Source organism: Roseibium sp. AWQ4_290 (assembly GCF_056160985.1).
This window is the reverse complement of record NZ_JBSWYG010000024.1, coordinates 29,106-50,801: the sequence shown is the minus strand read 5'-3', so window position 1 is coordinate 50,801 and position 21,696 is coordinate 29,106. Positions and strand designations below refer to the sequence as shown.

20 protein-coding genes are annotated in these 21,696 nt (G+C 58.5%); 7 read left to right on the top strand and 13 right to left on the bottom strand.

The window, feature by feature from the left end:
• On the top strand, window positions 1-2,148 hold the full coding sequence (gene pbpC, locus ACXAH0_RS21330) for a penicillin-binding protein 1C (protein WP_475194913.1): 2,148 nt from the start codon (window positions 1-3) through the stop codon (window positions 2,146-2,148).
• A 651-nt stretch (window positions 2,149-2,799) separates the two neighbouring features.
• Window positions 2,800-3,960 carry a porin gene (locus tag ACXAH0_RS21325; RefSeq protein WP_475194911.1) on the top strand — a complete coding sequence of 387 codons (1,161 nt, stop codon included), beginning with the start codon at window positions 2,800-2,802 and terminating at the stop codon, window positions 3,958-3,960.
• 265 nt (window positions 3,961-4,225) lie between these two features.
• On the opposite strand, the gene ACXAH0_RS21320 is transcribed toward ACXAH0_RS21325, so the two are convergent.
• Window positions 4,226-5,155 carry an alpha/beta fold hydrolase gene (locus tag ACXAH0_RS21320; protein ID WP_475194909.1) on the bottom strand — a complete coding sequence of 310 codons (930 nt, stop codon included), beginning with the start codon at window positions 5,153-5,155 and terminating at the stop codon, window positions 4,226-4,228.
• 413 nt (window positions 5,156-5,568) lie between these two features.
• Here ACXAH0_RS21320 and dapA point away from each other — a divergent pair, with 413 nt between their 5' ends.
• Window positions 5,569-6,447 (top strand): 4-hydroxy-tetrahydrodipicolinate synthase, encoded by an 879-nt coding sequence (dapA, locus tag ACXAH0_RS21315; RefSeq protein WP_475194908.1) that lies wholly within the window; start codon window positions 5,569-5,571, stop codon window positions 6,445-6,447.
• Between the two features lie 135 nt (window positions 6,448-6,582).
• On the top strand, window positions 6,583-7,062 hold the full coding sequence (gene smpB, locus ACXAH0_RS21310) for an SsrA-binding protein SmpB (RefSeq protein ID WP_475178564.1): 480 nt from the start codon (window positions 6,583-6,585) through the stop codon (window positions 7,060-7,062).
• Between the two features lie 224 nt (window positions 7,063-7,286).
• On the opposite strand, the gene ACXAH0_RS21305 is transcribed toward smpB, so the two are convergent.
• Together ACXAH0_RS21305 and ACXAH0_RS21300 are read right to left on the bottom strand one after the other, a co-directional pair.
• Window positions 7,287-7,745 (bottom strand): acyl-CoA thioesterase, encoded by a 459-nt coding sequence (locus ACXAH0_RS21305; RefSeq protein ID WP_475194907.1) that lies wholly within the window; start codon window positions 7,743-7,745, stop codon window positions 7,287-7,289.
• A 131-nt stretch (window positions 7,746-7,876) separates the two neighbouring features.
• Entirely contained in the window at window positions 7,877-8,284 is a 408-nt protein-coding gene (locus ACXAH0_RS21300) for a DUF2000 family protein (RefSeq protein WP_475194904.1), read from the bottom strand.
• Window positions 8,285-8,336: 52 nt separating this feature from the next.
• Here ACXAH0_RS21300 and ACXAH0_RS21295 point away from each other — a divergent pair, with 52 nt between their 5' ends.
• Window positions 8,337-9,194, top strand: coding sequence for an AraC family transcriptional regulator (locus ACXAH0_RS21295; protein WP_475194903.1), 858 nt, complete (start codon window positions 8,337-8,339; stop codon window positions 9,192-9,194).
• 88 nt (window positions 9,195-9,282) lie between these two features.
• On the opposite strand, the gene parC is transcribed toward ACXAH0_RS21295, so the two are convergent.
• Window positions 9,283-11,535 (bottom strand): DNA topoisomerase IV subunit A, encoded by a 2,253-nt coding sequence (gene parC / locus ACXAH0_RS21290; RefSeq protein WP_475194901.1) that lies wholly within the window; start codon window positions 11,533-11,535, stop codon window positions 9,283-9,285.
• A 142-nt stretch (window positions 11,536-11,677) separates the two neighbouring features.
• Here parC and lepB (ACXAH0_RS21285) point away from each other — a divergent pair, with 142 nt between their 5' ends.
• Window positions 11,678-12,427 carry a signal peptidase I gene (lepB, locus tag ACXAH0_RS21285; protein WP_475194900.1) on the top strand — a complete coding sequence of 250 codons (750 nt, stop codon included), beginning with the start codon at window positions 11,678-11,680 and terminating at the stop codon, window positions 12,425-12,427.
• Window positions 12,428-12,471: 44 nt separating this feature from the next.
• Here lepB (ACXAH0_RS21285) and recO read toward each other — a convergent pair whose 3' ends face one another.
• The 9 genes from recO to rpoZ form a co-directional block, all read right to left on the bottom strand.
• Window positions 12,472-13,233, bottom strand: a complete 762-nt coding sequence (recO, locus tag ACXAH0_RS21280; protein WP_475178583.1) for a DNA repair protein RecO — start codon at window positions 13,231-13,233, stop codon at window positions 12,472-12,474.
• A gap of 99 nt (window positions 13,234-13,332) precedes the next feature.
• Window positions 13,333-14,259 (bottom strand): GTPase Era, encoded by a 927-nt coding sequence (era, locus tag ACXAH0_RS21275; RefSeq protein ID WP_475194962.1) that lies wholly within the window; start codon window positions 14,257-14,259, stop codon window positions 13,333-13,335.
• A gap of 91 nt (window positions 14,260-14,350) precedes the next feature.
• On the bottom strand, window positions 14,351-15,058 hold the full coding sequence (gene rnc, locus ACXAH0_RS21270) for a ribonuclease III (RefSeq protein WP_475194899.1): 708 nt from the start codon (window positions 15,056-15,058) through the stop codon (window positions 14,351-14,353).
• 112 nt (window positions 15,059-15,170) lie between these two features.
• A complete protein-coding gene (gene lepB / locus ACXAH0_RS21265; protein ID WP_475178590.1) occupies window positions 15,171-15,923 on the bottom strand; it encodes a signal peptidase I in 753 nt (250 codons plus the stop codon).
• 116 nt (window positions 15,924-16,039) lie between these two features.
• Entirely contained in the window at window positions 16,040-16,471 is a 432-nt protein-coding gene (gene acpS / locus ACXAH0_RS21260; RefSeq protein ID WP_475178594.1) for a holo-ACP synthase, read from the bottom strand.
• A 62-nt stretch (window positions 16,472-16,533) separates the two neighbouring features.
• Window positions 16,534-17,136, bottom strand: coding sequence for a DUF2062 domain-containing protein (locus ACXAH0_RS21255; RefSeq protein ID WP_475178598.1), 603 nt, complete (start codon window positions 17,134-17,136; stop codon window positions 16,534-16,536).
• A gap of 32 nt (window positions 17,137-17,168) precedes the next feature.
• The gene (pyrE, locus tag ACXAH0_RS21250) at window positions 17,169-17,750 is read right to left on the bottom strand and encodes an orotate phosphoribosyltransferase (protein WP_475194897.1); all 582 of its coding nucleotides are present in this window, start codon (window positions 17,748-17,750) and stop codon (window positions 17,169-17,171) included.
• A 147-nt stretch (window positions 17,751-17,897) separates the two neighbouring features.
• Window positions 17,898-20,198, bottom strand: coding sequence for a RelA/SpoT family protein (locus ACXAH0_RS21245; RefSeq protein ID WP_475178607.1), 2,301 nt, complete (start codon window positions 20,196-20,198; stop codon window positions 17,898-17,900).
• A 108-nt stretch (window positions 20,199-20,306) separates the two neighbouring features.
• Window positions 20,307-20,708 carry a DNA-directed RNA polymerase subunit omega gene (gene rpoZ, locus ACXAH0_RS21240; protein WP_475178610.1) on the bottom strand — a complete coding sequence of 134 codons (402 nt, stop codon included), beginning with the start codon at window positions 20,706-20,708 and terminating at the stop codon, window positions 20,307-20,309.
• 388 nt (window positions 20,709-21,096) lie between these two features.
• Here rpoZ and ACXAH0_RS21235 point away from each other — a divergent pair, with 388 nt between their 5' ends.
• Window positions 21,097-21,690 carry a LabA-like NYN domain-containing protein gene (locus ACXAH0_RS21235; protein ID WP_475178615.1) on the top strand — a complete coding sequence of 198 codons (594 nt, stop codon included), beginning with the start codon at window positions 21,097-21,099 and terminating at the stop codon, window positions 21,688-21,690.
• Window positions 21,691-21,696 lie beyond the last annotated feature (6 nt).

Here is a 21,696-nt window from a genome sequence, read left to right as displayed (position 1 = left end):
GTGGCCGCGGGCAAGCCTCAGCAAAAGCAAGGCGCCGGCTGGCGCCGGACGGCGGCGGCGCTCGGAGGGCTGGCCCTGTTGCTGGGGATCTTTCTGGCTGGGAGCGCCTGGAAGGTGGTCCGGGACTATCAGGCCTTGCCGCCGCCGGTCAGCCCGGCCGGGGTTCCGGTGTCGGCGGTCGTTCTGGACCGGGAGGACCGTCTGCTCCGGGCCTTCATCAGCCGGGATCAGAAATGGCGCCTGCCGGTCGCTCTCAACGAGATTGATCCGCTGTACCTGAAGCTTCTGCTCGCTTTTGAAGACAAACGTTTTTACGGTCATGGCGGCATTGACGGCCGGGCCGTGGTGCGGTCAGCCCTGCAAAGCCTCCGGCATGGGCGGATTGTCTCCGGCGGGTCGACCTTGACCATGCAGGTGGCCCGGTTGCTGGAGGAACACACCACCCGAAGCCTGCAGCGCAAATACCACCAGTTCCTGAAGGCTGTGCAGCTGGAGCAGACCCTCACCAAAGACGAAATCCTGACGCTTTATGCGCTCCGGGCGCCTTTTGGCGGCAATCTGGAGGGGGTTCGCGCGGCCAGTCTGACTTGGCTGGGCAAGGAACCGGGCCGCCTGACCCCTGCAGAAGCGGCCCTGCTGGTGGCCTTGCCCCAGAGCCCGGAAGCCCGGCGGCCGGACAGGCATCCGGAAAGAGCCCGTGTGGCCCGCAACCGGGTGCTGGCCAGAGCCCAGGCCGCAGGCGTCCTCTCGGCCGAAACAGTTGCGTCCGCGCAAGCCGAGCCGGTGCGGGCCCGGCGGCACGCCATGCCCTTTCTAGCCCCCCATGAAAGCCGGGCCGCCTATTTTGCAGCGCCAAACCAGCCGGTTCATCGGCTGACCCTGAACAAGAATGTGCAGGCGTCTCTTGAACAGCTTGCCAGACGGCGGGCGCAGGCGTTGCCAGCGCCTGTTTCCCTGGCGATTGTGGTTGCCGATCGCCAGAGCGGTGAGATCCTGGCCAGCGTTGGTGCCCCGGATCTTCTGGATGATACCCGTTTCGGGCATGTGGATATGACCCGGGCTCTGCGCTCGCCTGGCTCCACACTCAAACCCTTCATCTATGGTCTGGCGTTTGAAGAGGGAATCGGTCTGCCGGAAAGCCTGATTGTGGACCGGCCGACCGATATTGGCGGATACCGGCCAACCAATTTCGACCGGGCGTATCAAGGCACCGTCACCCTGCGCGAAGCGTTGCTGGCCTCCCTCAACACGCCTGCGGTCCAATTGCTGGAAGCGGTGGGACCGGCGCGGCTGATGGCCCGGTTGAGGCGGGCTGGGGCCCGGCCGGTTCTGGACAGCAAAACGGGGGCCGGGCTAGCCATCGGCCTTGGCGGTCTCGGCCTGTCGCTGAAGGATCTGACGCAAGCTTATGCGGCGCTTGCGGGCGGGGGACGTCCGGTCCAGCTCCATGTCTGCCGGTCCGGATGCGGGACGGAGCAGCGGGAGAAGGTTGGCAAGGCGCCGGTTCTGTCGCCCAAGGCCGCCGCCCTGGTCAGCGGCATTCTGACGGGCATGCCACAAGTGCAAAGCGCTGGAACCAGCAAGATCGCCTATAAGACCGGCACCTCATACGGCTACCGGGATGCCTGGGCCGCGGGATATGACGGACGGTTTGCCGTGGCCGTATGGGTGGGGCGTCCGGACGGCTCGCCAGTGCCGGGTCAAACGGGCCGCACGGCCGCCGTGCCGATTCTTCAAGACACGTTTCAAGTGCTGGGCGCCAGGCGCGTGCCGCTGCCGACCCTTCCGCCGTCTCTTCAGGATTTGCTGGAGGACCGGCCACCGGCACCCTTGCGCTACGCACGGACGGCCGCCCGGCAGAGCGCAGACACAGAACGTGCCAACCTGCGAATCGCGTTTCCCCCGGAGGGGGCAGAACTTGATTTGGGGATGTCGGATGTAACAGGTGATGCAGAGACGGCACAGCCCCTTGTGGTCAAGTTCAAGGGCGGCACTGCCCCCTATGGGGTGCTGATCAATGGACGCCCACTCGGGTATGACACCCTTGACCGTCAGCTGATCTGGCAACCGGAAGCGCCTGGCTTTGCAAGTGTGACGATTCTGGATGCCCGGGGACAGCGTGCGGGCGTCACGGTGCAGATTCGGTAACCCGCTCTCAAGCGTCAACAGACTGAACCGGAACGGAGAATCGCAAGGCTTCCAGACAGCGGGGCTACCGTTGCGGCTCGTCTTTTCCCTGGTCGAACCCTCTGATGCAGCAAAAGCCGTGTTAACTTTTCCGTCGAAAGAGCTTCAAGCGAATACTGAAGGAGAAGGATTTATTTTCCGAGAAATACATTAAATAATTCGAAAAAATAAATATAAATAAGAAATTATCGTATTGTTCAAAATATAAAAATCTAAGATCGAAATATTTTAAATCGTATTGAATTCAATGGCATTGAGGGAAGCTGGTAAATATAAGCGGATGACGCTTGTTTTGTTTAAATATTGACCTGATTTTAATCTGAATATTTTCGCAGCGTATGCGTTGTGTCAAATGGAGAAGCCGAGGCCCGTAAACGAAATGTTGCACAAAAAACACACAGGGATTTGCTTGTGCTGCTGCCGGGCGTTTAGCGCTTGAAGATTGCCGCTTGGTTTGGTCTTTAAGGTGATGCGACGGCGAGAAATCGCCAGTGAAAACGATCAGGAATGAATTCCAAAGTCGTTTTTGAAGGAAATCGCGGGGACGGAGCCCGCTTCGACTTTAGGGAAAAGCGGTCGGCTCCAACGTAAAATGACTTTTGGAGGTCAGATATGAAACTTAAGGGCTTGATGCTCGGCGTGGCAGCTGCTGCTACCGCTACCACCGCTCAGGCGGCCGATCTTCCGGTTGCTCCGGAGCCGGTCGACTATGTTCGCGTCTGTGACGCTTACGGCTCTCGCTTCTACTACATCCCGGGCACCGAAACCTGCCTGCGCGTTGGCGGTCGTCTGCGCACGCAGTTCGTTGTCAACAACGTGATGGACAATGGTGCCTGGGGCGACCGTGATGCTGACGGCTACAGCTGGCTGACACGCGGCTATGTCTACCTTGACGCCCGCACGGCAACTGAATTCGGCACGCTGCGTGCCTATGTTGCTCTGCGTCAGGAGATCACCAACGGTGAAGCTAAATCCAAGCTTGACGCTGGTTACATCCAGTGGGGCGGACTGACAGCTGGTTACCTCGGTTCCAACTTCAACATCTACACCGGTCAGGCCTTCGTTGGTGTTGTGACCCGTGACTGGTCCGATGTCACGACCAACCAGATCGCTTACACCGCTGCTTTCGGCAACGGCTTCTCTGCAACTCTTGCTCTTGAAGATCGTTCTGACCGTGAAGTCGGTGCTTATGGCGGCACGCGCGCTCCGGACGTTGTCGGTGTTCTCGCCGTGTCCCAGGGCTGGGGCTCTGCACAGCTGTCTGGTGCTCTGCATCAGGTCTACCCGGATGTTGCTAACAACAATGCAACTGGCGGCGAAGACAACTACGGCTGGGCAATCGGTGCTGGCGCCGTGTTCAACCTGCCGTTCGCGAACTCTGGTTCGAACATCTTCTTCCAGGGTTTCTATGCTGATGGCGCACTGTCCTACATCGGTAATGGCATCACTGACGTGACCGGCGTTTCCGACTACACCGGCGACGACACCAACAGCGGTTTCTCTCTCTCCGCTGGTGCGTACATCCAGGCGACCCCGACCATTGGCCTCGCACTTGACGGTTCTTATGCTCAGGTTGACATGGACCAAAATGCTTCGATCGGTGATGTTGACCGTTGGGCAATTGATGGGTCCGTTCAGTGGGAGCCGGTCTCCGGTTTCGTGATGGGCGCTGACGTTGGTTACGCCAATACCGATGTTGACGGCCTCAACGGTGCGTCTGGCACTGACACTGACGAACTCAAGTTCGGCGTTCGTATGCAGCGCACGTTCTAATCAATCCTCGAAAAGAGGTTTGATGGAAAACCCGGCGGCAACGCCGGGTTTTCTTGTTTTTAGAGCGCATCGCGTTTATTTGAATTCAGACTGTTTCAGATTTCGCGTTCGAGGCGCAGCCGAGAGACAGTGAGATCTGAATCCGGTTAAACGCGATTTGCCATAGAGTGAATTGCGTTCAAACGGGTTCAAACCGGTTTGTCTTTTGCGTTGAAATCTCTAAATTCAGGCTGCGATACCCAATTCCGGTGAAACGCGGCTTCCTCTAAAGACGTTCCAGAAAGTCTGAAACAGCCTCATGGGTGTCCCGGTCCCAAAGTGCGGGAGCATGACCTTGTCCGGGAATGGTCCTGACTTCAGCGTTCGGATGATCAGCGGCCATTTGCCGGACTGTTTCAGGACTGAGCAGATCGGAATGCTCGCCGCGCAGAACAAGAACCGGCCTGTCGGTGAGGTTCTGATAGAGAGGCCACAGGTCGGGCAGGGGTGTCGCGTCATCGACACTGGCCAGTTGACAGGCCAGCGCCGGGTCATAGTCCAGAACGACCTCGCCTTTGCGTTCGGACGCCAGCTGGTGAGCCAGTTTCAGCCAACTCTTCTGGCAAAAGATCGGAAATTGCCGTCCAAGCATGTGTTCCAGAGAATGCGCGAGCTCTTCAAAACTGCCGGACTTCATCTTGTGGCCAAGGGTAGTTGCGATCCGGCGAATGCCCTGCATCTCGATATGCGGCCCGATATCATTGAAAATCACGGCAGCCATGCGCTCACTACCGTAGCGGTTGGACATGGCGAGCGCGTGCAGCCCCCCGCGTGAGGTGCCCAGTACCGCAAAACGGTCCAGCTCAAGCGCGTCGAGCGCGGCTGCAATGTCGTTTTCCTCAACCGGCAGCGCATAATTGTGCCAGTCCTTGTCCCAGGCGCTCTTGCCGCGTCCGCGATAGTCAAGAGCGAGGATCCGATGGCCATTTGCCTGAAGAAACTGGGCGATATCCTTGAAATCTCTGGTATTCCGGGAAAGGCCCGGCAGGCAGAGAAGCGGAATGCGGTCGGGGTGGGCAATGAATTTTGATGGCGCAGGCCGCCACTCACAGCCTGACAGCAAGAGGCCGTCGGAACTTTCCCACGTGAAGTCTTCCCCGTTTGGAAGAAGTGCGGCGTCACGGGGGGCGGACACCTCCTGTTGTGCGGCCGTCATGACGGTCTCCCGAAAACGTTTCCATCCAACTTGTATTTTGTAACAAGATAGAGGGCGGGGAGAACGTCTGCCAATAGGAAGAACCCTTACGTAACTTCTACACAGGGTTGAGATAGCCCATCGCGCCATTGGCCATAAGTCCGTCGGGCGCTGCGCGCAAACGCGACGGTGGGATTGCGATGACATCTGAAGAGGACCGGTCTTCAAAGCATGGGCTAAAGAAATCCCATCTGGGCGCGGCGCAGGTCTGGCAGCGTTGCGCGGAAGGGGCAGGTCAAAAGAAAGTGCATTGCCGGGCTCGGAAAGCAGCCAAACCCATTGCTCCTTTGACATCAGATGAGTATGTTGCGCCTCCATTGAGAGGAGATTGGTCCGCTCGCAAAATCACAAGCTTTGTCCAAGAGGAAACCGAGATGTTCAAAGGCTCCATTCCAGCGCTGATTACCCCGTTCAAGGACGGAGCGCTTGATGAGAAACGGTTTCAGGAGTTTGTGAACTGGCAGATCGCAGAAGGCTCCATGGGGCTTGTTCCCGTTGGAACCACCGGCGAAAGCCCGACCTTGAGCCATGACGAGCACAAGCGGGCGATTGAGCTGTGTGTGGAAGCAACCGCGGGCCGGGTGCCGGTGATTGCCGGTGCCGGGTCCAACAACACAGTGGAAGCCATTGATTTTGCCCAGCATGCGGAAAAGGCGGGCGCGGACGCGCTTCTGGTTGTGACGCCCTACTATAACAAGCCGAACCAGCCGGGTCTGAAGGCCCATTTTAAGGCCATCAATGATGCTGTCGGGCTGCCAATCCTGATTTACAACATTCCGGGCCGGTCAGTGATCGACATGACCCCGGAAACCATGGCCGAGCTTTATGAGACCTGCGGGAACATCAAGGGCGTGAAGGATGCCACCGCTGATCTTGCCAAGGCGAGCCGCCAACGCCATCTGTGTGGTCCGGACTTCATTCAGCTGTCGGGGGAGGATATCTCCGCTTTGGCCTTCAATGCCCATGGTGGCGTCGGCTGCATTTCGGTGACAGCCAATGTGGCGCCGCGCCTGTGTGCGGACTTCCAGGCGGCGACGCTTGAAGGAGATTTCGCAAAGGCGCTCGAGTATCAGGACCGTCTCGCGCCGCTGCACCGGGCACTCTTTCTGGAGCCGAACCCGACCGGAGCGAAATATGCATTGTCGCTTCTCGGCAAGATTGAAGAAGAGCTGAGGTTGCCGCTTGTGCCGGTGTCGGAAGACACCAAACGCGAAATTCGTGAAGCCATGGCCCATGCAGGCTTGATCAACTGAGGTTTGAGCGGGTCGCGTGATATGGAGTCAAACTGGTTTATCTTTTGCGTTGAAATCCCTGATTTCAAGCGGGAAAAGGTAAATTTCAAAAGACGCGATTTGCTCTCGCTCGGCAAAGCTCTCTGAAGGATAAAAATGGCAGCGAAAAAGGGAGGCGTTCCGGGACGGACGATCATTTCGGACAACCGGAAGGCCCGCTTCAATTTCGAAATCGAGGATACGCTGGAAGCAGGGATCGAGCTGAAGGGCACGGAAGTCAAATCCCTGCGCAACGGCAAGGCGAATATTGCCGAATCCTACGCGGCCGAATATGGCGGCGAGATCTGGATCTACAACGTCTATATTCCCGAGTATCTTCAGGCCAACCGATTCAACCATGAACCGCGGCGCCCGCGCAAGCTCCTCCTGCATAAGCGGGAGATCGGAAAGCTGGCCGGTGCGGTTCAAAAGGAAGGCAAGACGATTGTCCCGCTCAAGCTCTATTTTAATGAGCAGGGCAGGGCCAAGCTGGAACTGGCTCTGGCACGGGGCAAGAAGCTGCATGACAAGCGCGAAACAGAAAAGAAACGCGATTGGCAGCGGGAAAAAGCCCGCTTGATGAAGAATTTCAGCTGATTTTTGCTGTCTCTGCGGACAGATCGTTGAAACCTGTCCAGTTTTCCACACCGCTTGAGCAAATGCGCGCGCTCCTGATTCCGGTCATCATGGGGACAGTTTGCGGAAAAGCTGTGGGCAGCTTGTGGAAAAGCCAGCAGTTTACCAGGTCTTTTACGTCGTTTTTCCCGGGGATAGCCTGTGGCATGCCTGTGCAATGGCGGCCAGGGGACGGGCTGGCGCTGTCAATCCGCAAGGCTTGAAAGCGCACGCTGCGCCCTCTCGCCCATGGGACAGGGGCGCCGGGTCTGCCGGTCCACCAGAACATGAACAAACCGGCCATGGGCAGCCGTGGTTTCAGCCGCTTCTGAAAACAGCCCAACCCGGAAAACAACAGAACTTGTGCCGAGTTTTTCGACCTTTAGGCCAGCGGTCACCAGGCCGGGAAAGGTGAGTTCGGCAAAGTAATGGCAGCCGGTTTCGACCACCAGAAAGATCTCGTTTCCGGCCCGCGGATCCAGAAGACCCTGGTCCACATACCAACCATTGACGGCCGTGTCGAAGAAACTCAGATATTGCACATTGTTGACATGGCCGTAGATGTCCACATCCATCCACCGGGTGGGGATCTGTCGAAACGCCTTGAAGTGGGTTCTTGGCAGAGGTGCTGGCCGGGCAGCCTGTGGAGGAGGTGTGGAAGGCATGTGGAAACTCGGTGCGGTATCTTCATGGAACGGTGGTCCGGCAGGCGGGTTTCACCTGCGTCGATACGGAAGAATGCCGTCTGGCGGAAGGGGCGTCGAGAAAAATCATGCGCGTTGGCAACATGTTCGCATCAGGAGTGCATGCGTGCGCCCTTGGTGATTTTGTCTGCGATCTTCTTGTCCGTGTGCAGCGCAAGCCCAACCACTTTTGCGTCATCTGGTGTGAATTTGGCAAAGATCTCCCGGTTTGCGTGATCGTGGCCGGTGCGGAACATCTCCTCCAGATAGAGGCTGGTCTGCACCTCGCGCTGGATCGATCTTTGGTGGATCTTTTTCAAAGCCGGAGCATCCGCGCTGAGGACGATGATTGGCTGAACACTCATGGGGTGATAAAGATTTCCGGCTGCATCCCGGTAATTTTCGCCAATAATGCCGGGTTTTGCCGCTGCCACGCCGGTGGCAAGGAAGCCGACCACGTTGAGTTTTTGCCAGGTGGCCAGATCGTCTCGAACCACAACGACAAATTTGGTCTCGAACATGCAGGAGAACTCCATAAAGGGGATTTGTTCAACGGGCGTCCAAAGAAACCTAGTGACAGCAGAGGGGGCGGGTCTTGAACGTTTGTGCAGGCGGGGAGAGGACGCGATTTGGACATCGCCGCCGGAGCAGGGGATCGAACGGATCGAAGCGCGTTTTCACGGCAACGGGTTTGAGCCTCATCGGCATGACACATATGCCATCGGGCTGACACTCGCTGGCGTTCAGTCATTTTCCTATCGCCGGGAAGCATGGGCTTCGTTGCCGGGGCAGGTGATTGTGATCCATCCGGACGAGGTGCATGACGGCGGCGCCGGCACTGAACTGGGGCTTCGCTACCGCATGATTTACATCTCACCGGAAAAGATAGCGGAGGCGCTTGACGCGAATGGGATCAAAGGCCTGCCTTTTGTCGCCTCTCCGGTTCTGTCCGACCGGCAGTTTCAGCAGGATGTGAGCGCTGCGCTGAGTGACATCCGTTGCGAGATCGGGGACCTGAAGCGCACGGATCTCGTTGCGGATCTTGCGGCCTGTCTGGCAAAGCATGGCAGCGGCAAAAATCCAGCTCGCTCTGCGGTGCATGAGACCGCCATAAAACGATGTGCGGAGTATTTGCGCGAGACCTGCCACGAGACGGTGAAGGTGGAAGATCTTGCTAAATTGTCTGGTCTCGACCGTTTCAGTTTGTCGCGGCAATTCAAACAGTATTATGGCACCAGTCCGCACCGATTTCTGATCATGCGCAGACTTGAGAACGTCAAGACGCTGCTGAGCGGAGGGGCCTCTCTTGCAGCCAGCGCTCTGGAGTGCGGCTTTGCGGATCAAAGCCATATGAGCCGCCATTTCAAACAGACGTATGGCTTTTCTCCTGGACGCTGGCGGCAGCTCATTGAGTCCACCAGCAGCATTTGAAACAGCTTGCCCGCGCCTGTCTACGTGTCAGCCGGACAGATCTTGTTGGCCCTTTTGAAGCCTCTGGGCGGGTTGAAAGAGTTGCACCCTACAGCTTTCCTGGGCCGAATTTGTTGGATCGGGGGAACCCGGTGGGCGGCAAGCGCCCGGCCTGGCCCCGGTCCCCGCGCCAGTCGGCCAGTTCCTCAAGCGTACGGGTGAAGCTGCGCCCGGAGCTGTCGGTCCAGGTGAGGCCCGCCTCACTGGAGAAGACCCGCAGATCGGAAATATGGCCGTCCCGGTAGCGCTGCAGGCGCACGCCGCGTCCGCGGCTCATCTGGGCGACCTGAGCAATCGGGAACACCAGCAGCTTCCGGTTTTCACCAATTATCGCAACCTGATCACCGGTGGCGTCAACGCAAAGGGAGGCCACCGCCGGGGCGCTGAGGTTAAGCACCTGCTTGCCCTTGCGGGTATTGGCGATCACATCGTCCTCGCACACAACAAAGCCACGGGCTTCAGAACTAGACAGAAGCAGAGTGCGGCCTGGCTTGTGCACAAAGGCATTGACCACATCCTGGGCCTCGTCCATCTCCACCATCAGCCGGATCGGTTCGCCGTGGCCGCGCCCGCCGGGCAGCCGGTCGGCGCCGAGGGTGAAGAACTTGCCGCCGGTGGAGAAGACAAGGATCTTGTCGGTCGTCTCCGCATGGAAGGACAGTTTCAGCTTGTCCCCCTGCTTGAAGGACAAGCTGGACAGATCGCTCTGATGCCCTTTCAGGGCGCGGATCCAGCCCTTTTCGGAAATGATGACCGTGACCGGTTCTTTCTCGATCATCGCCTGCTGGATATCCACCAGATCGGCTTCCGGTGCCTCGGATTTGTCCGTACGCCGGCGGCCGATCTCCGTTTCCGGGCCATAAACCTTGGCAATCTCGGTGATTTCCTTGGAGATCCGGGTCCATTGACGGGCATCGGACCCGAGCAGCCTGGTCAGCTCGTCCTTCTCAGCGCTCAGCTTGTCATGTTCCTTGCGGATTTCCATTTCCTCAAGTTTGCGCAAGGACCGCAGGCGCATGTTGAGGATGGCTTCCGCCTGAACATCTGTCAGTTCAAAAGTGCGGATCAGTTCGGCCTTGGCATCATCTTCTTCCCGGATGATGCGGATCACCTCATCCAGGTTCAGATAGGCAACCAGATAGCCTTCCAGAACTTCAAGCCGGTGATTGATCTGGCCAAGCCGGTACTCGGAGCGGCGGATCAGAACGTTCTTGCGGTGGTCCAGCCACTCGCGCAGCACCTGTTTCAAACCCATCACCATGGGCACCTTGCCCATGGAAAGCACATTCATGTTCAAGGAGAACCGGTTTTCCAGATCGGTCAGCTTGAAAAGGGATTCCATCAGCAGATTGGCGTCCACATTGCGGGAGCGGGGCACCAGCACAATGCGGATATCTTCAGCCGATTCATCGCGTACATCGTCCAGAAGCGGCAATTTGCGGGCGGTCAGCAGCTCGGCAATCTTTTCAATCAGGCGCGATTTCTGCACCTGATAGGGAATTTCCGTGACTACGATGGCCCATTGGCCCCGGCCCAGATCCTCAACTGCCCAGCGGGCCCTGACACGGAAACTGCCGCGCCCTGTCGCATAGGCTTCGCGGATGGAGCCCTGATCGGAGACAAGAAGCCCGCCGGTCGGAAAATCCGGGCCCTTGATATGCTCCAGCAGCTCGTCCACCTCGGCCTTGGGGTTCTTGATCAGATGCAGGCTCGCCTGGCAGAGCTCATGGGCGTTGTGCGGCGGGATCGATGTGGCCATACCCACCGCAATTCCGGAAGAGCCGTTGCCGAGCAGGTTGGGAAAGCCGCCGGGCAGAACGATCGGTTCCTTGTCCTCCCCGTCATAGGTTTCCCGGAAGTCGACCGCATTCTCGTCAAGACCGTCCAGCAGGCGCTTGGCGGTGTCGGTCATGCGCGCTTCGGTGTAGCGCATGGCCGCCGCATTGTCGCCGTCCACATTGCCGAAATTGCCCTGGCCGTCGATCAGCGGATAGCGCTGCGCGAAGTCCTGGGCAAGGCGCACCAGAGCGTCGTAAACCGCCTGGTCCCCATGCGGGTGGTATTTACCGATGACATCGCCAACCACACGGGCGCATTTCTTGAAGCCTGCCCCGGGGTCCAGCTTCAAAAGTCTCATGGCATAGAGCAGTCGCCGGTGAACGGGTTTCAGCCCGTCCCGCACATCCGGCAAAGCCCGGTGCATGATGGTCGACAGGGCATAGGCCAGATAGCGCTCTTCCAGCGCGTCCTTGAGGTTGATCCCCTCGATGCCGCTTGGCGGTGGTGTCGTCTCTTTTCCCATAAGGTTTCTGCTACCCGGTTCGGCCCGCCTGCGCAATTCGTTCCCTGTATTTCGAAGCCTGAAATGGCCGATTTTCAACGGATTTCAGCATGTTTCCCGGTTCTGTGGGTGGCGGTGCTGCGCCTCCGGCAAGAGGAAGACCGTGCGTTTGCCAAAACAAGTTGTAACCAAAGGGAAAATACTTATAGGTGGTATTGTTAATTGGCAATTTTGCCGAGCTATGGGACGGATGTCCAAAAAAGCGGTTTTCTTGACGGTCGCAATCGTGTTGGTCCTGGGGGCGTCCGCCTTTTGGGCTGACCGGCAAGGCTACTATGTCTTGCGTGCCAAGAACTATTCCGTGCCGGCCACCAGCATGTTGCCCACCTTGGAAGTGGGGGACCAGTTTTTTGCCTCGGTTGTCTATCCCGGTTTCGGAGAAACCTACGCCCCGGTCCGGGGGGATATTATTGTTTTCAAATCGAAACGAGGGTTAGACCACGTAAAACGACTGATTGGCCTGCCGGGCGAAACCATTCAGATGCGGGATGGGCAGGTGGTCTTGAACGGGGCCCCGTTGCCAGCTATGCGGACTGCGGATTATGTCATGAAAAGTGACGATGGGACTGAGGAAATCTTTGAAAAGGACAGGATCACACTGCCCAACGGCCGGTCGTATGAAGTCCTGAACGTGGCGCCTGACGGTGCACTGGACAATACCCGGGAATATCTGGTGCCCGAAGGCCATTTGTTTGTCCTTGGGGACAATCTGGACCGTTCGCAGGACAGCCGGGTCCTGGGCGCTATCGGGTATATTCCCATCAAGGATGTCACGGGTGTTGCGAGGGATGTTTATTATTCCGGCCCGCAGCGCGAATTCGTCTGGCGTTCGCTTGAGCCGGACATTCCATAGGTTTCCGGCCTCCTCACGCCGGGCGGCATATCCTTGTCGACGCTCTAGTCCGGAAAATTCCAGGGGAAGTCCTGGCGGTAGCGTTTTTCGAGGGCACTCAGGAGGGCGGTTTTGGTCGCGGTGCTGTCCTTGCCGTACTCCTCCAGCTGGATCTGCAAGAAAAACGAAGTTAATTCAAAACCTTGCGCGACATCGCGCCAGGTCAGTTCACTGCCCTGCTGGCGCTGGCCGTCCAGCAGGAAGGAGGGCAGGGGAAGCAGTCGGTCGTGATAGGGAGTGCCCGCCTCCCGGCTGACCGCACGGCCTGATTTCGGTGACACATAGATCAGATCCTCCGTGTGCCCGGTTGCTGCACAGGCGCTGAGATCCAGACCGGATCCGAGGTCCTGAAGCAGTTCCAGCTCAAACCGGATCAGAAGCGCTGCCGCAGCATCCGGTGCTTCCAAATGTTCCAGAACCACCGAAAGCGCCTGAAACAGCCTTGGATAGGGATGGCGTTCGGGCAAGAGCCGCAGCAGAAAGGCAAGATGCTGCAGGCTGGCAAGGCCAAGGGCGCTGGTCATCAGGCCGCCCGCCCTCAGGGTTAGCGGTTCCGGGCGGAAAGACCCCAGATGGTCGGACAGGCGGGCGGACCAGGTCAGGTCCAGTTCGTTGCCGGGCTGCAGAATGGGCCGGTTGCGCCGGGATCGCCCGCCGCGTACAAGCCCCAGGTGCCGGCCATGGTCCAGGGTCAGGGCTTCCAGAATGACATCATTTTCGCCGTGTTTGCGGGTGGACAGTACCACGCCGCGGCTGCTCCATTCCAAAGGCTGCGTCCTGTGTTCGAGCCGTTCCGTGTCTTTACGGTCAAGGGGTCTGCTCCCGCGCCAGATCGTTGATCTGCCACAGGACAGTTGTGGGGCCGGTTACTTGGGAAATTCAAGCCCCATCTCCCGGTAGCGCTCCGGATCATCGGCCCAGTTCTCGCGCACTTTCACAAACAGGAACAGATGCACGGGGGCTTCGATGATCTCCGAGAGTTCCTCCCGGGCCGCTTTCGAAATCGCCTTGATCGTCTGGCCGCCTTTTCCCAGAACGATGCTTTTCTGGCTGTCCCGCTCCACATAGATGGTCTGTTCGATGCGTGCAGAGCCGTCCTTGCGGCTTTGCCACTGTTCGGTCTCCACCGTCGAAATATAAGGCAGTTCCTGATGCAGCCGCTCAAACAGCTTCTCGCGGGTGATTTCTGCCGCCAGAATGCGCAAGGGCAGGTCCGAAGGCTGATCGTCCGGATAGAGCCAGGGACCGTCCGGCACCTTGGCGGCAAAATGGTCCAGAATTGCCTGGGTGCCATCGCCGGTCAGGGCGGAGATCATGAAGGTCTCTTCAAACTCAAGAAACTCATTGGCCCTTTGCGCCAGTTGCAACAGTCTTTCCCGCTTGGCGACATCGGTCTTGTTGAGGATCAGAACCTTGGGGGCGGACTGGCCTTTCAGGCGCTTTAAAATGGATTCGACTTCGTCGTCGATCCCCTTGCGGGCATCGATCAGAAGGGCAATCAGGTCCGCGTCCCGGGCACCGCCCCAGGCGGTGTCCACCATGGCCCGGTCGAGCCGCCGCTTCGGTTTGAATATGCCGGGCGTGTCGATAAAGACGAGTTGGGCCGCGTCATGCATGGCAACCCCACGAATAATCGAGCGGGTGGTCTGAACCTTATGGGTGACGATGGAGACCTTGGTGCCGACCAGTTGGTTGATCAAGGTCGACTTGCCTGCGTTGGGTGCACCAATCAGGGCAATAAACCCGGCTTTCGTATCTGCGGGCATGACAGGCAGCGGCTCGGGCAAAGGCATGTCGAACCGTGGGGCAGGGGCAATGAAGCCGGTGTCTTCGTCTTCCGGCTGCTTGTTGTCGCCGGTCTGATGGTCGTCGCTCAAAGTCGTGTCATTCCTTCCAAACGCCTTCTCGGCGCAAAACAGCCTCGGCTGCATTCTGTTCAGCAATCCGTTTGGAGCCGCCTATGCCTTCACCCGGCTCCAGCCCTTTCACGATAACGGCCACGGTAAAGCTGGGGGCATGGTCCGGTCCATGCCGTCCGGTCACTTCATAGCGCGGCGTTGGCAGGCTCTTGGACTGGGCCCATTCCTGCAATGTTGTCTTGGCGTCCCGCAAGGGGCCGGTCCAGGATAACATGCGCGGCTCCCAAAGGCGCCTGACAAAACGCGCCGCTGCGTCAAAGCCGCCATCAAGATAGATCGCGGCAATCAGCGCTTCGCAAATATCGGCCAGAAGGGCGGTCTTTTTCCGCCCGCCGGTCTGGGCCTCGGCAAGGCCGATCCGCATGGCATCACCGACGCCAAGCTCCTGGGCGATGTCCGCGCAGGTCTCGCGTTTGACCATATGGTTGAACCGCCGGGCCAGTTCTCCTTCATCGGCCTTTGGAAAGTGCTGATGCAGCATGGAGGCCACCGCCAGCCCGAGCACCCGGTCTCCCAGAAATTCGAGCCGCTGATAGCTGCCCGAAACCGTTTCTGACGGCGCAAGCGCACTGGCATGGGTCAGGGCGACCCGGAGCAGCTCCAGATCCTTGAAGTCGTGGTCAAGCGCCGCCTTGAGGCGCGAAATCGCATTTTGCGTCTGCTTTTGTGTCATGCGGCCTGCTTATACCAGAGAGTGCACAAGGCAAAAGCCCGGAACGGGAACAAAGTTCCGTATCCGGGCCTGATAAAATTTCAGAAAGGAAACGCGGTTTGCCGGCTGGGACCTAAAGGAGTGTGCCGATCCGGCTCCAGCGCACGGACCACGGCCAGTACCAGAACTGCCAGCCCGCCTTTCCGTCCTCAACGGAGAAGAACAGAACCTCTGCCCGCCCGATGAAATTTTCCAGCGGAACATAGCCGACATGGGACAGGACCCGGCTGTCCTGGGAATTGTCCCTGTTGTCGCCCATCATGAAATAGTGGCCGGGCGGCACCTTGAATTCCCGGGTGTTGTCAAGCGCACCACGCGGCGTGATATCGAGCGTATCGTAAGACACCCCGTTGGGCAGGGTCTCGCGGTAGCGCGGCACCCGACGGACAAGGCCGGATTCCGACGTTTCGATATAGTCGTCTATCCGTTCTCTCTTCACCGGTTCGCCATTGATGTAAAGAACGCTCTGGCGCACCTGAACCGTGTCGCCGGGCAGGCCGATCACCCGCTTGATATAGTCGATTTTGGTATCGGTTGGCAGCTTGAACACGGCCACATCCCCGCGCTTGGGATCCGTTTCCCAGATCCGGCCGGAAAAGGGAATGAAGCCAAAGGGAAAGGAGTAGCGCGAATAGCCGTAGCTGAACTTGGAGACGAACAGATAGTCGCCAACCAGCAGCGTGTCCTTCATGGACCCTGACGGAATGTTGAACGGCTGAAACAGGAAGGTGCGCACAAGGAGGGCAAGCAGCAGTGCCTGAACAACAACCTTCACGAGTTCATAAAGACCGCCATCCTTGCTCTTTTTGTTTTCCGACACGCTCATAACAATCCTTGAAATATTTTGACTGTGGCTCGGGACGACAGGGTCGCTGCCACGCGCAACTCTTAAAGGGTAACCCAATTGGACGCAATGCGGTGTGCACTGTGCCCGCGAACAGTTTAGTCCGGGCGGGAAGCGGGGGGATCAGGCCAGGTCTCCGGCCAGGCGGAAATCACGACAAAGGCCTGGGCGAGGGGGAAATCGTCCGTGATGGTCAGGTCGATGGCGGGTTTGAACCCGTCTGGCACCATCGTGGCCAGGCGTTCGGCCGCGCCGCCGGTCAGGGCCATGGTCGGTTTGCCCGAAGACAGATTGACAACGCCCATCTCTCGCCAGGCCACGCCCATCCGTATTCCGCTGCCCAGGGCCTTGGAACAGGCTTCCTTGGCCGCGAACCGTTTTGCATAGGAGGCTGCGCGCTGCGCGCGCCGATCCGACTTGGCCTGCTCGATCTCCGTGAATACCCGGTTGGTGAAGCGCGCGCCGAAACGCTCAAGCGTCTTTTCGATGCGCCTTATGTCGATCAGGTCGCTGCCAATGCCAAGGATCATACTGTCAGAAATCCGGTTTCACAAATGGGCCGTCCCCATAGGTGGGGACTTGGCCTGGAAACTCAAGCACCGCCATCGCCTTCAAGAGGCGGGCCCGGAGGGGGAAAGGCGCGTTTGCCCCGTTCGGCCAGGGTTTGCTTGCGCCGGCGCTGGTAAACTTCCACGCTTTTATAGACGATGAAATAAGAGACGGTACCAACCACCAGCCCGATGGGTACGGAGCCCACAAACATGGGCTTGAGCATGGGCCAGAGCGCATCAAAAGAGCGTTCGAACAGGCCCTCCTGAAAGCGCTGATGCACCTGGTGCGGGTCGGCTTCCGGGGCACGGCCGTACAAAATCCACTGTCCCAGCTTGAAGGTCGAGGCCCAGATGAAGGGAAAGGTCAGTGGATTTCCGATCGAGGTTCCAAGCGCGGAGGCGATCAGATTGCCGCGCACGATATAGGCGCAGGCGAAGGCCGTGAGGAAGTGAAATCCGACCAGAGGGGTACAGGAGGCAAAGGCCCCGGCGGCAAAGCCAATGGCGATGGCATGGGGCGTTGCGGTCAGGCGCAGCACCCTTTTGCCGAAATAGCGGGTCGAGCGGGACCAGCTGTTCCGGGGCCAGACGGCAACGCGCAGGCGTTCGATACGCGAGGGTCTGTGTCGGCGTTGGAACAGCATTTAGATCAGTCTCTCCCTCGGGGCATCTCAGATCAGGTCAAGCCACGGCTTCCCGGTTTCACCGCAGGCAGGGCGGCCAGTTCCGGGGGCAGATTGTCCGGCTCATAGGCCGGCACCTTGTATTCCGCCAGCGCGATCACCGGAACGGAGGCATCTGCTTCTCCACCGGACCGGTCAATCAGACAGGCCACTCCCAGAACTTCAGCACCAAGAGCTTTCAACGAGGTTACCGTTTCGCGGCTCGACAGCCCCGTGGTTACGATATCCTCAACAACAATGACCCGGGCGCCTTGCGGCAGGTCGAAACGGCGCAGGCGGAACTCCCCGTCCTCGCGCTCCACCCACATGGCCGGAACCTTCAGGTGCCGGGCGGTTTCATAGCCCGGGATCAGCCCGCCCAGGGCCGGGGAAACGATATAGTCGATCGGACCGAGGCCGGCGGCTTCGATTTTTTCAGCCAGTGCCTTGCACAGTTTTTCAGTCTTGTCCGGATACATGAACACACGGGCTTTCTGGAGGAATACAGGACTGCGCAGCCCGGAGGTCAGAATAAAATGGCCTTCCAGAATCGCCCCGGCTTCGCGGAACAGAGACAACACTTCATCGCGTGTCATGAAACAGGTTTCCTCTCAGTCTTCATTCTTTCGCCTGATCTGCTCTGGCACAGCACATTGAAGACTGGCTGAGCACATAAAAGGCTTTAAACCATTGAGCGCATTCCAAGTCCGGATCTCCAGCCAGTGCGGCCGGACGGTCCTGACCTAGCCATTGACCCGGCTGACGCTTGAGACGTTCGGCTTGGACCGCAGCTGATTGATGATCCGGTTCAAGTGTTTGAGATCCCAGACTTCCAGATCGATGATCATCTGGTGGAAATCCGGGGCCCGCTGGACCATCTTCACGTTGTCGATATTCCCGCTGTTTTCGCCGATGACCTGGGCGATGGTGGCCAGGGATCCGGGCTCGTTCGCGGCCGAAATGTCAAGTCGGGCCGGGAACCGCTCGGGGTTGTTCACGTCAATGTCCCAGCGCACGTCGACCCAGCGCTCCGCATGGTCGTCATAGGCCTTGAGCGACGGTGACTGTATCGGATAGATGGTCAGTCCTTCCGACGGGGTCAAGATGCCGACAATCCGGTCGCCGGGCACAGCGCCGCCATCGGGGGCGAAACTGACTGGAATGTCCCCTGAAAGGCCCCGGATGGCCAGTGCAGGGGCTTGTTCAGAGCCGCCGTCCCCCTCCGGACCACCGGTCTGTGTTCCCGTTGGAGCCTCCATTTGCGCGCCCGTCTGCAACTGTGTCTCCGTCTCCGCCCCCAGCTCACCGGGCGGGATCCGGAATTTAAGCCCGTGCCCCTGTTTCAGGCCGAACCAGCCTTCTTCCAGCGGCGGGCCGGTCATGGCGACCCGTTCGTCCTGATAGTCGGGATGGGCGGATTTTAAGACCGACTGGGCGCTGAGATCGCCCCGGCCGACAGCAGCCAGAAGATCGGCGACGGTGGACTGGTGGTGCTCGCCCAGAACCGCCTCCAGAAGATCTTCCGAATAGACCTTGTCGGCCCGGGCAAAGGCCCGTTTTAGAATATGTTCACCGAGCGCGCCATACTGCTTGCGCACCGATTCCCGGGTGGCCCGGCGGATCGCGGCCCGGGCCTTTCCGGTGACTGCAATCGTTTCCCAGGCCGGGGGCGGGGTCTGGGCCGGAGAGCGGATGATCTCCACCTCGTCCCCGTTATGCAGCTCGGTCACAAGCGGCATGATCTTGCCGTTGATCTTGCACCCCACACAGGTGTTGCCGATGCCGGTGTGAACTGCATAGGCAAAGTCGATGGGGGTCGCCCCGCGGGGCAGAGCGATCAGCCGGCCCTTGGGTGAGAAACAGAACACCTGATCGTGGAAAAGCTCCAGCTTGGTGTTCTCCATGAATTCTTCCGGCGTGTCGCCCTGGGCCAGCAGCTCGGTGGTGCGGCGCAGCCATTCAAACGCCCGGCAGTCTTCTGTGTGGCGCGCAATGTTGCGCCCGCCCAGTTCCCCGTCCTTGTAAAGCGCATGGGCGGCAATGCCGTATTCGGCAACCCGGTCCATCGCGATGGTGCGGATCTGCAATTCAACCCGCTGGCGCGAGGGGCCGACAATGGTCGTGTGGATCGACTTGTAATCGTTCTGCTTCGGGGTGGAAATATAGTCCTTGAACCGGCCCGGAACGGTGGGCCAGGTCGTATGGATGACCCCCAGAACCCGGTAGCAGGCTTCTTCCGTGCCGACCGTGACCCGGAAGCCGTAAAGATCGGACAGTTGCTCAAAGCCGATGGCCTTGCGCTGCATCTTGCGGAAGATCGAATAGGGGCGCTTTTCCCGGCCCTTGACCTCGGCTGCCATGCCGCGCTCGCTCAGGCGCTCGCTCAAGGTGGTCTCGATATCGGCAATCAGATCCCGGTTTTTTTCCCGCAAATCCGCCAGCCGGTCCGTGATGGTCTCATAAGCTTCCGGATTGAGGGTGCGGAAGGAAATATCCTCCAGCTCCTCGCGCATGTCATGCATCCCCATGCGCCCGGCCAGCGGCGCATAGATTTCCATCGTTTCTTCGGCGATCCGTCCGCGTTTGTGCTCCGGCATATGGTGCAGCGTGCGCATGTTGTGCAGCCGGTCGGCCAGCTTGACCAGAAGCACGCGCACATCATCTGCAATGGCAAGCAGAAGCTTGCGGAAATTTTCTGCCTGCTTGGCTTTGCGGGATACAAGATCGAGCCGCTTGATCTTGGTCAGTCCCTCGACCAGCTTTCCGATTTCCTCACCGAACATGTCGTCGATTTCGGCCCGGGTGGCGTCCGTGTCCTCAATCGTGTCATGGAGAAGGGCGACGGCAATGGTCGCATCGTCCAGACGCAGGTCGGTCAGGATCGCGGCAACTTCAAGCGGATGGGAAAAATAGGGATCGCCGGAGGCGCGCATCTGCGAGCCATGCTTTTGCATGGCATAGACATAAGCCTTGTTGAGCAAGGCCTCATCTGCTTCCGGATTGTAACGCGTAACCCGTTCAACGAGTTCGTATTGACGCATCATGGCCGCAACCGACCCAGGCAACCGGCTGAGACTTCAGCAGGGAAAGGAAAGACCGCCTGAAACGCGTTACCGGATTGGCTGCATTTCAGGCGGCTCTTGAACGATGGATCAGACGTCGTCAGTCCGCTCCGGCGGCACAAGCCCTTCCAGGCCGCGCAGCAGGTCTTCTTCCGACATGCGGTCAAATTCCACCGCGCTGTCATCGACGGCATTGACCTGGGTGACCTGATGCTGATTGGCAGACGGCACCACAGGCACGGCTTCGGCCTCGGGCTCGTCCACTTCCACAAATTTCTGCAGAGAGTGGATCAGGTCTTCTTTCATATCTTCCGGGCTGACGGTCTGCTCGGCGATCTCGCGCAGGGCAACGACCGGATTCTTGTCATTGTCGCGGTCGATGGTCAGCGGCGAACCGCTCGAGATCATGCGAGCGCGATGCGCAGCAAGCAGCACCAGCTCAAACCGGTTTTCGACCTTGTCGATGCAGTCCTCGACGGTCACGCGCGCCATTCGACGTCTCCATAGGTTAAATGAACTTGAAAAACCAGCGTATAGTGGCCACACTTGGAAAATGCAAGCCCCAGTCAACTTTGGCAGGTGAGGGGCTTCGGGAGGCCCATCCGGTTTTGTTTGAATTTTATCGATTTTTTTATGAACCCTGCTCGCTTTTGCGTTGCAGCGCTCCAATAATATAGTGTAGGGCAATATTTGGGGCCTATAAGAATCAACAGGTCGGTGGGAAAAAGAAAACAATAAGCTGAGAGTAGCGGCTGCGTTGCTGGTCCCCTCAGTAAAATGTGTTGTTTGAATGGTGGAGAAAACCGGTTTGGCTGCGGGATCCAGCCACTTCGTTGCTTTTCATGAACAACGCATTTAACTCGGAAAGGTTTCACATCATATGTTTGACGCTCGAGAAAAAGTTGCTTTGTTTATTGACGGAGCCAACTTGTATTCGACAGCTAAGGCAATTGGATTCGACATCGACTACAAGCGGTTGCTGAAAGAATTCCAAGGGCAAGCATATCTGCTTCGCGCGTATTACTATACTGCGTTGATCGAAGATCAGGAATATTCGTCCATCCGCCCGCTCATCGATTGGTTGGACTATAACGGTTACAAGGTGATCACCAAGCCGGTCAAAGAATTTGTGGACAGTGCAGGGCGGCGGAAAGTCAAAGGCAACATGGATATCGAACTTGCTGTCGATGCCATGGAGCTTGTGGAATCTGTCGATCATATCGTTCTGTTTTCCGGCGACGGCGATTTCAGGTCTCTGGTTGAGGCTCTGCAGCGCAAGGGGCGCAAGGTCAGTGTTGTGTCGACACTGAAAACCCAGCCGCCGATGATTGCCGACGATCTGCGCCGCCAGGCCGACCACTTCATAGATCTGGCCAGCCTGGCCAACAAGATCGGCCGCGATCCGTCCGAGCGCCCTGTGCGCCCGCAATTGTCGTCCCATGATGATGAGGACGATGAGGATGACGATTACTAAGACAGG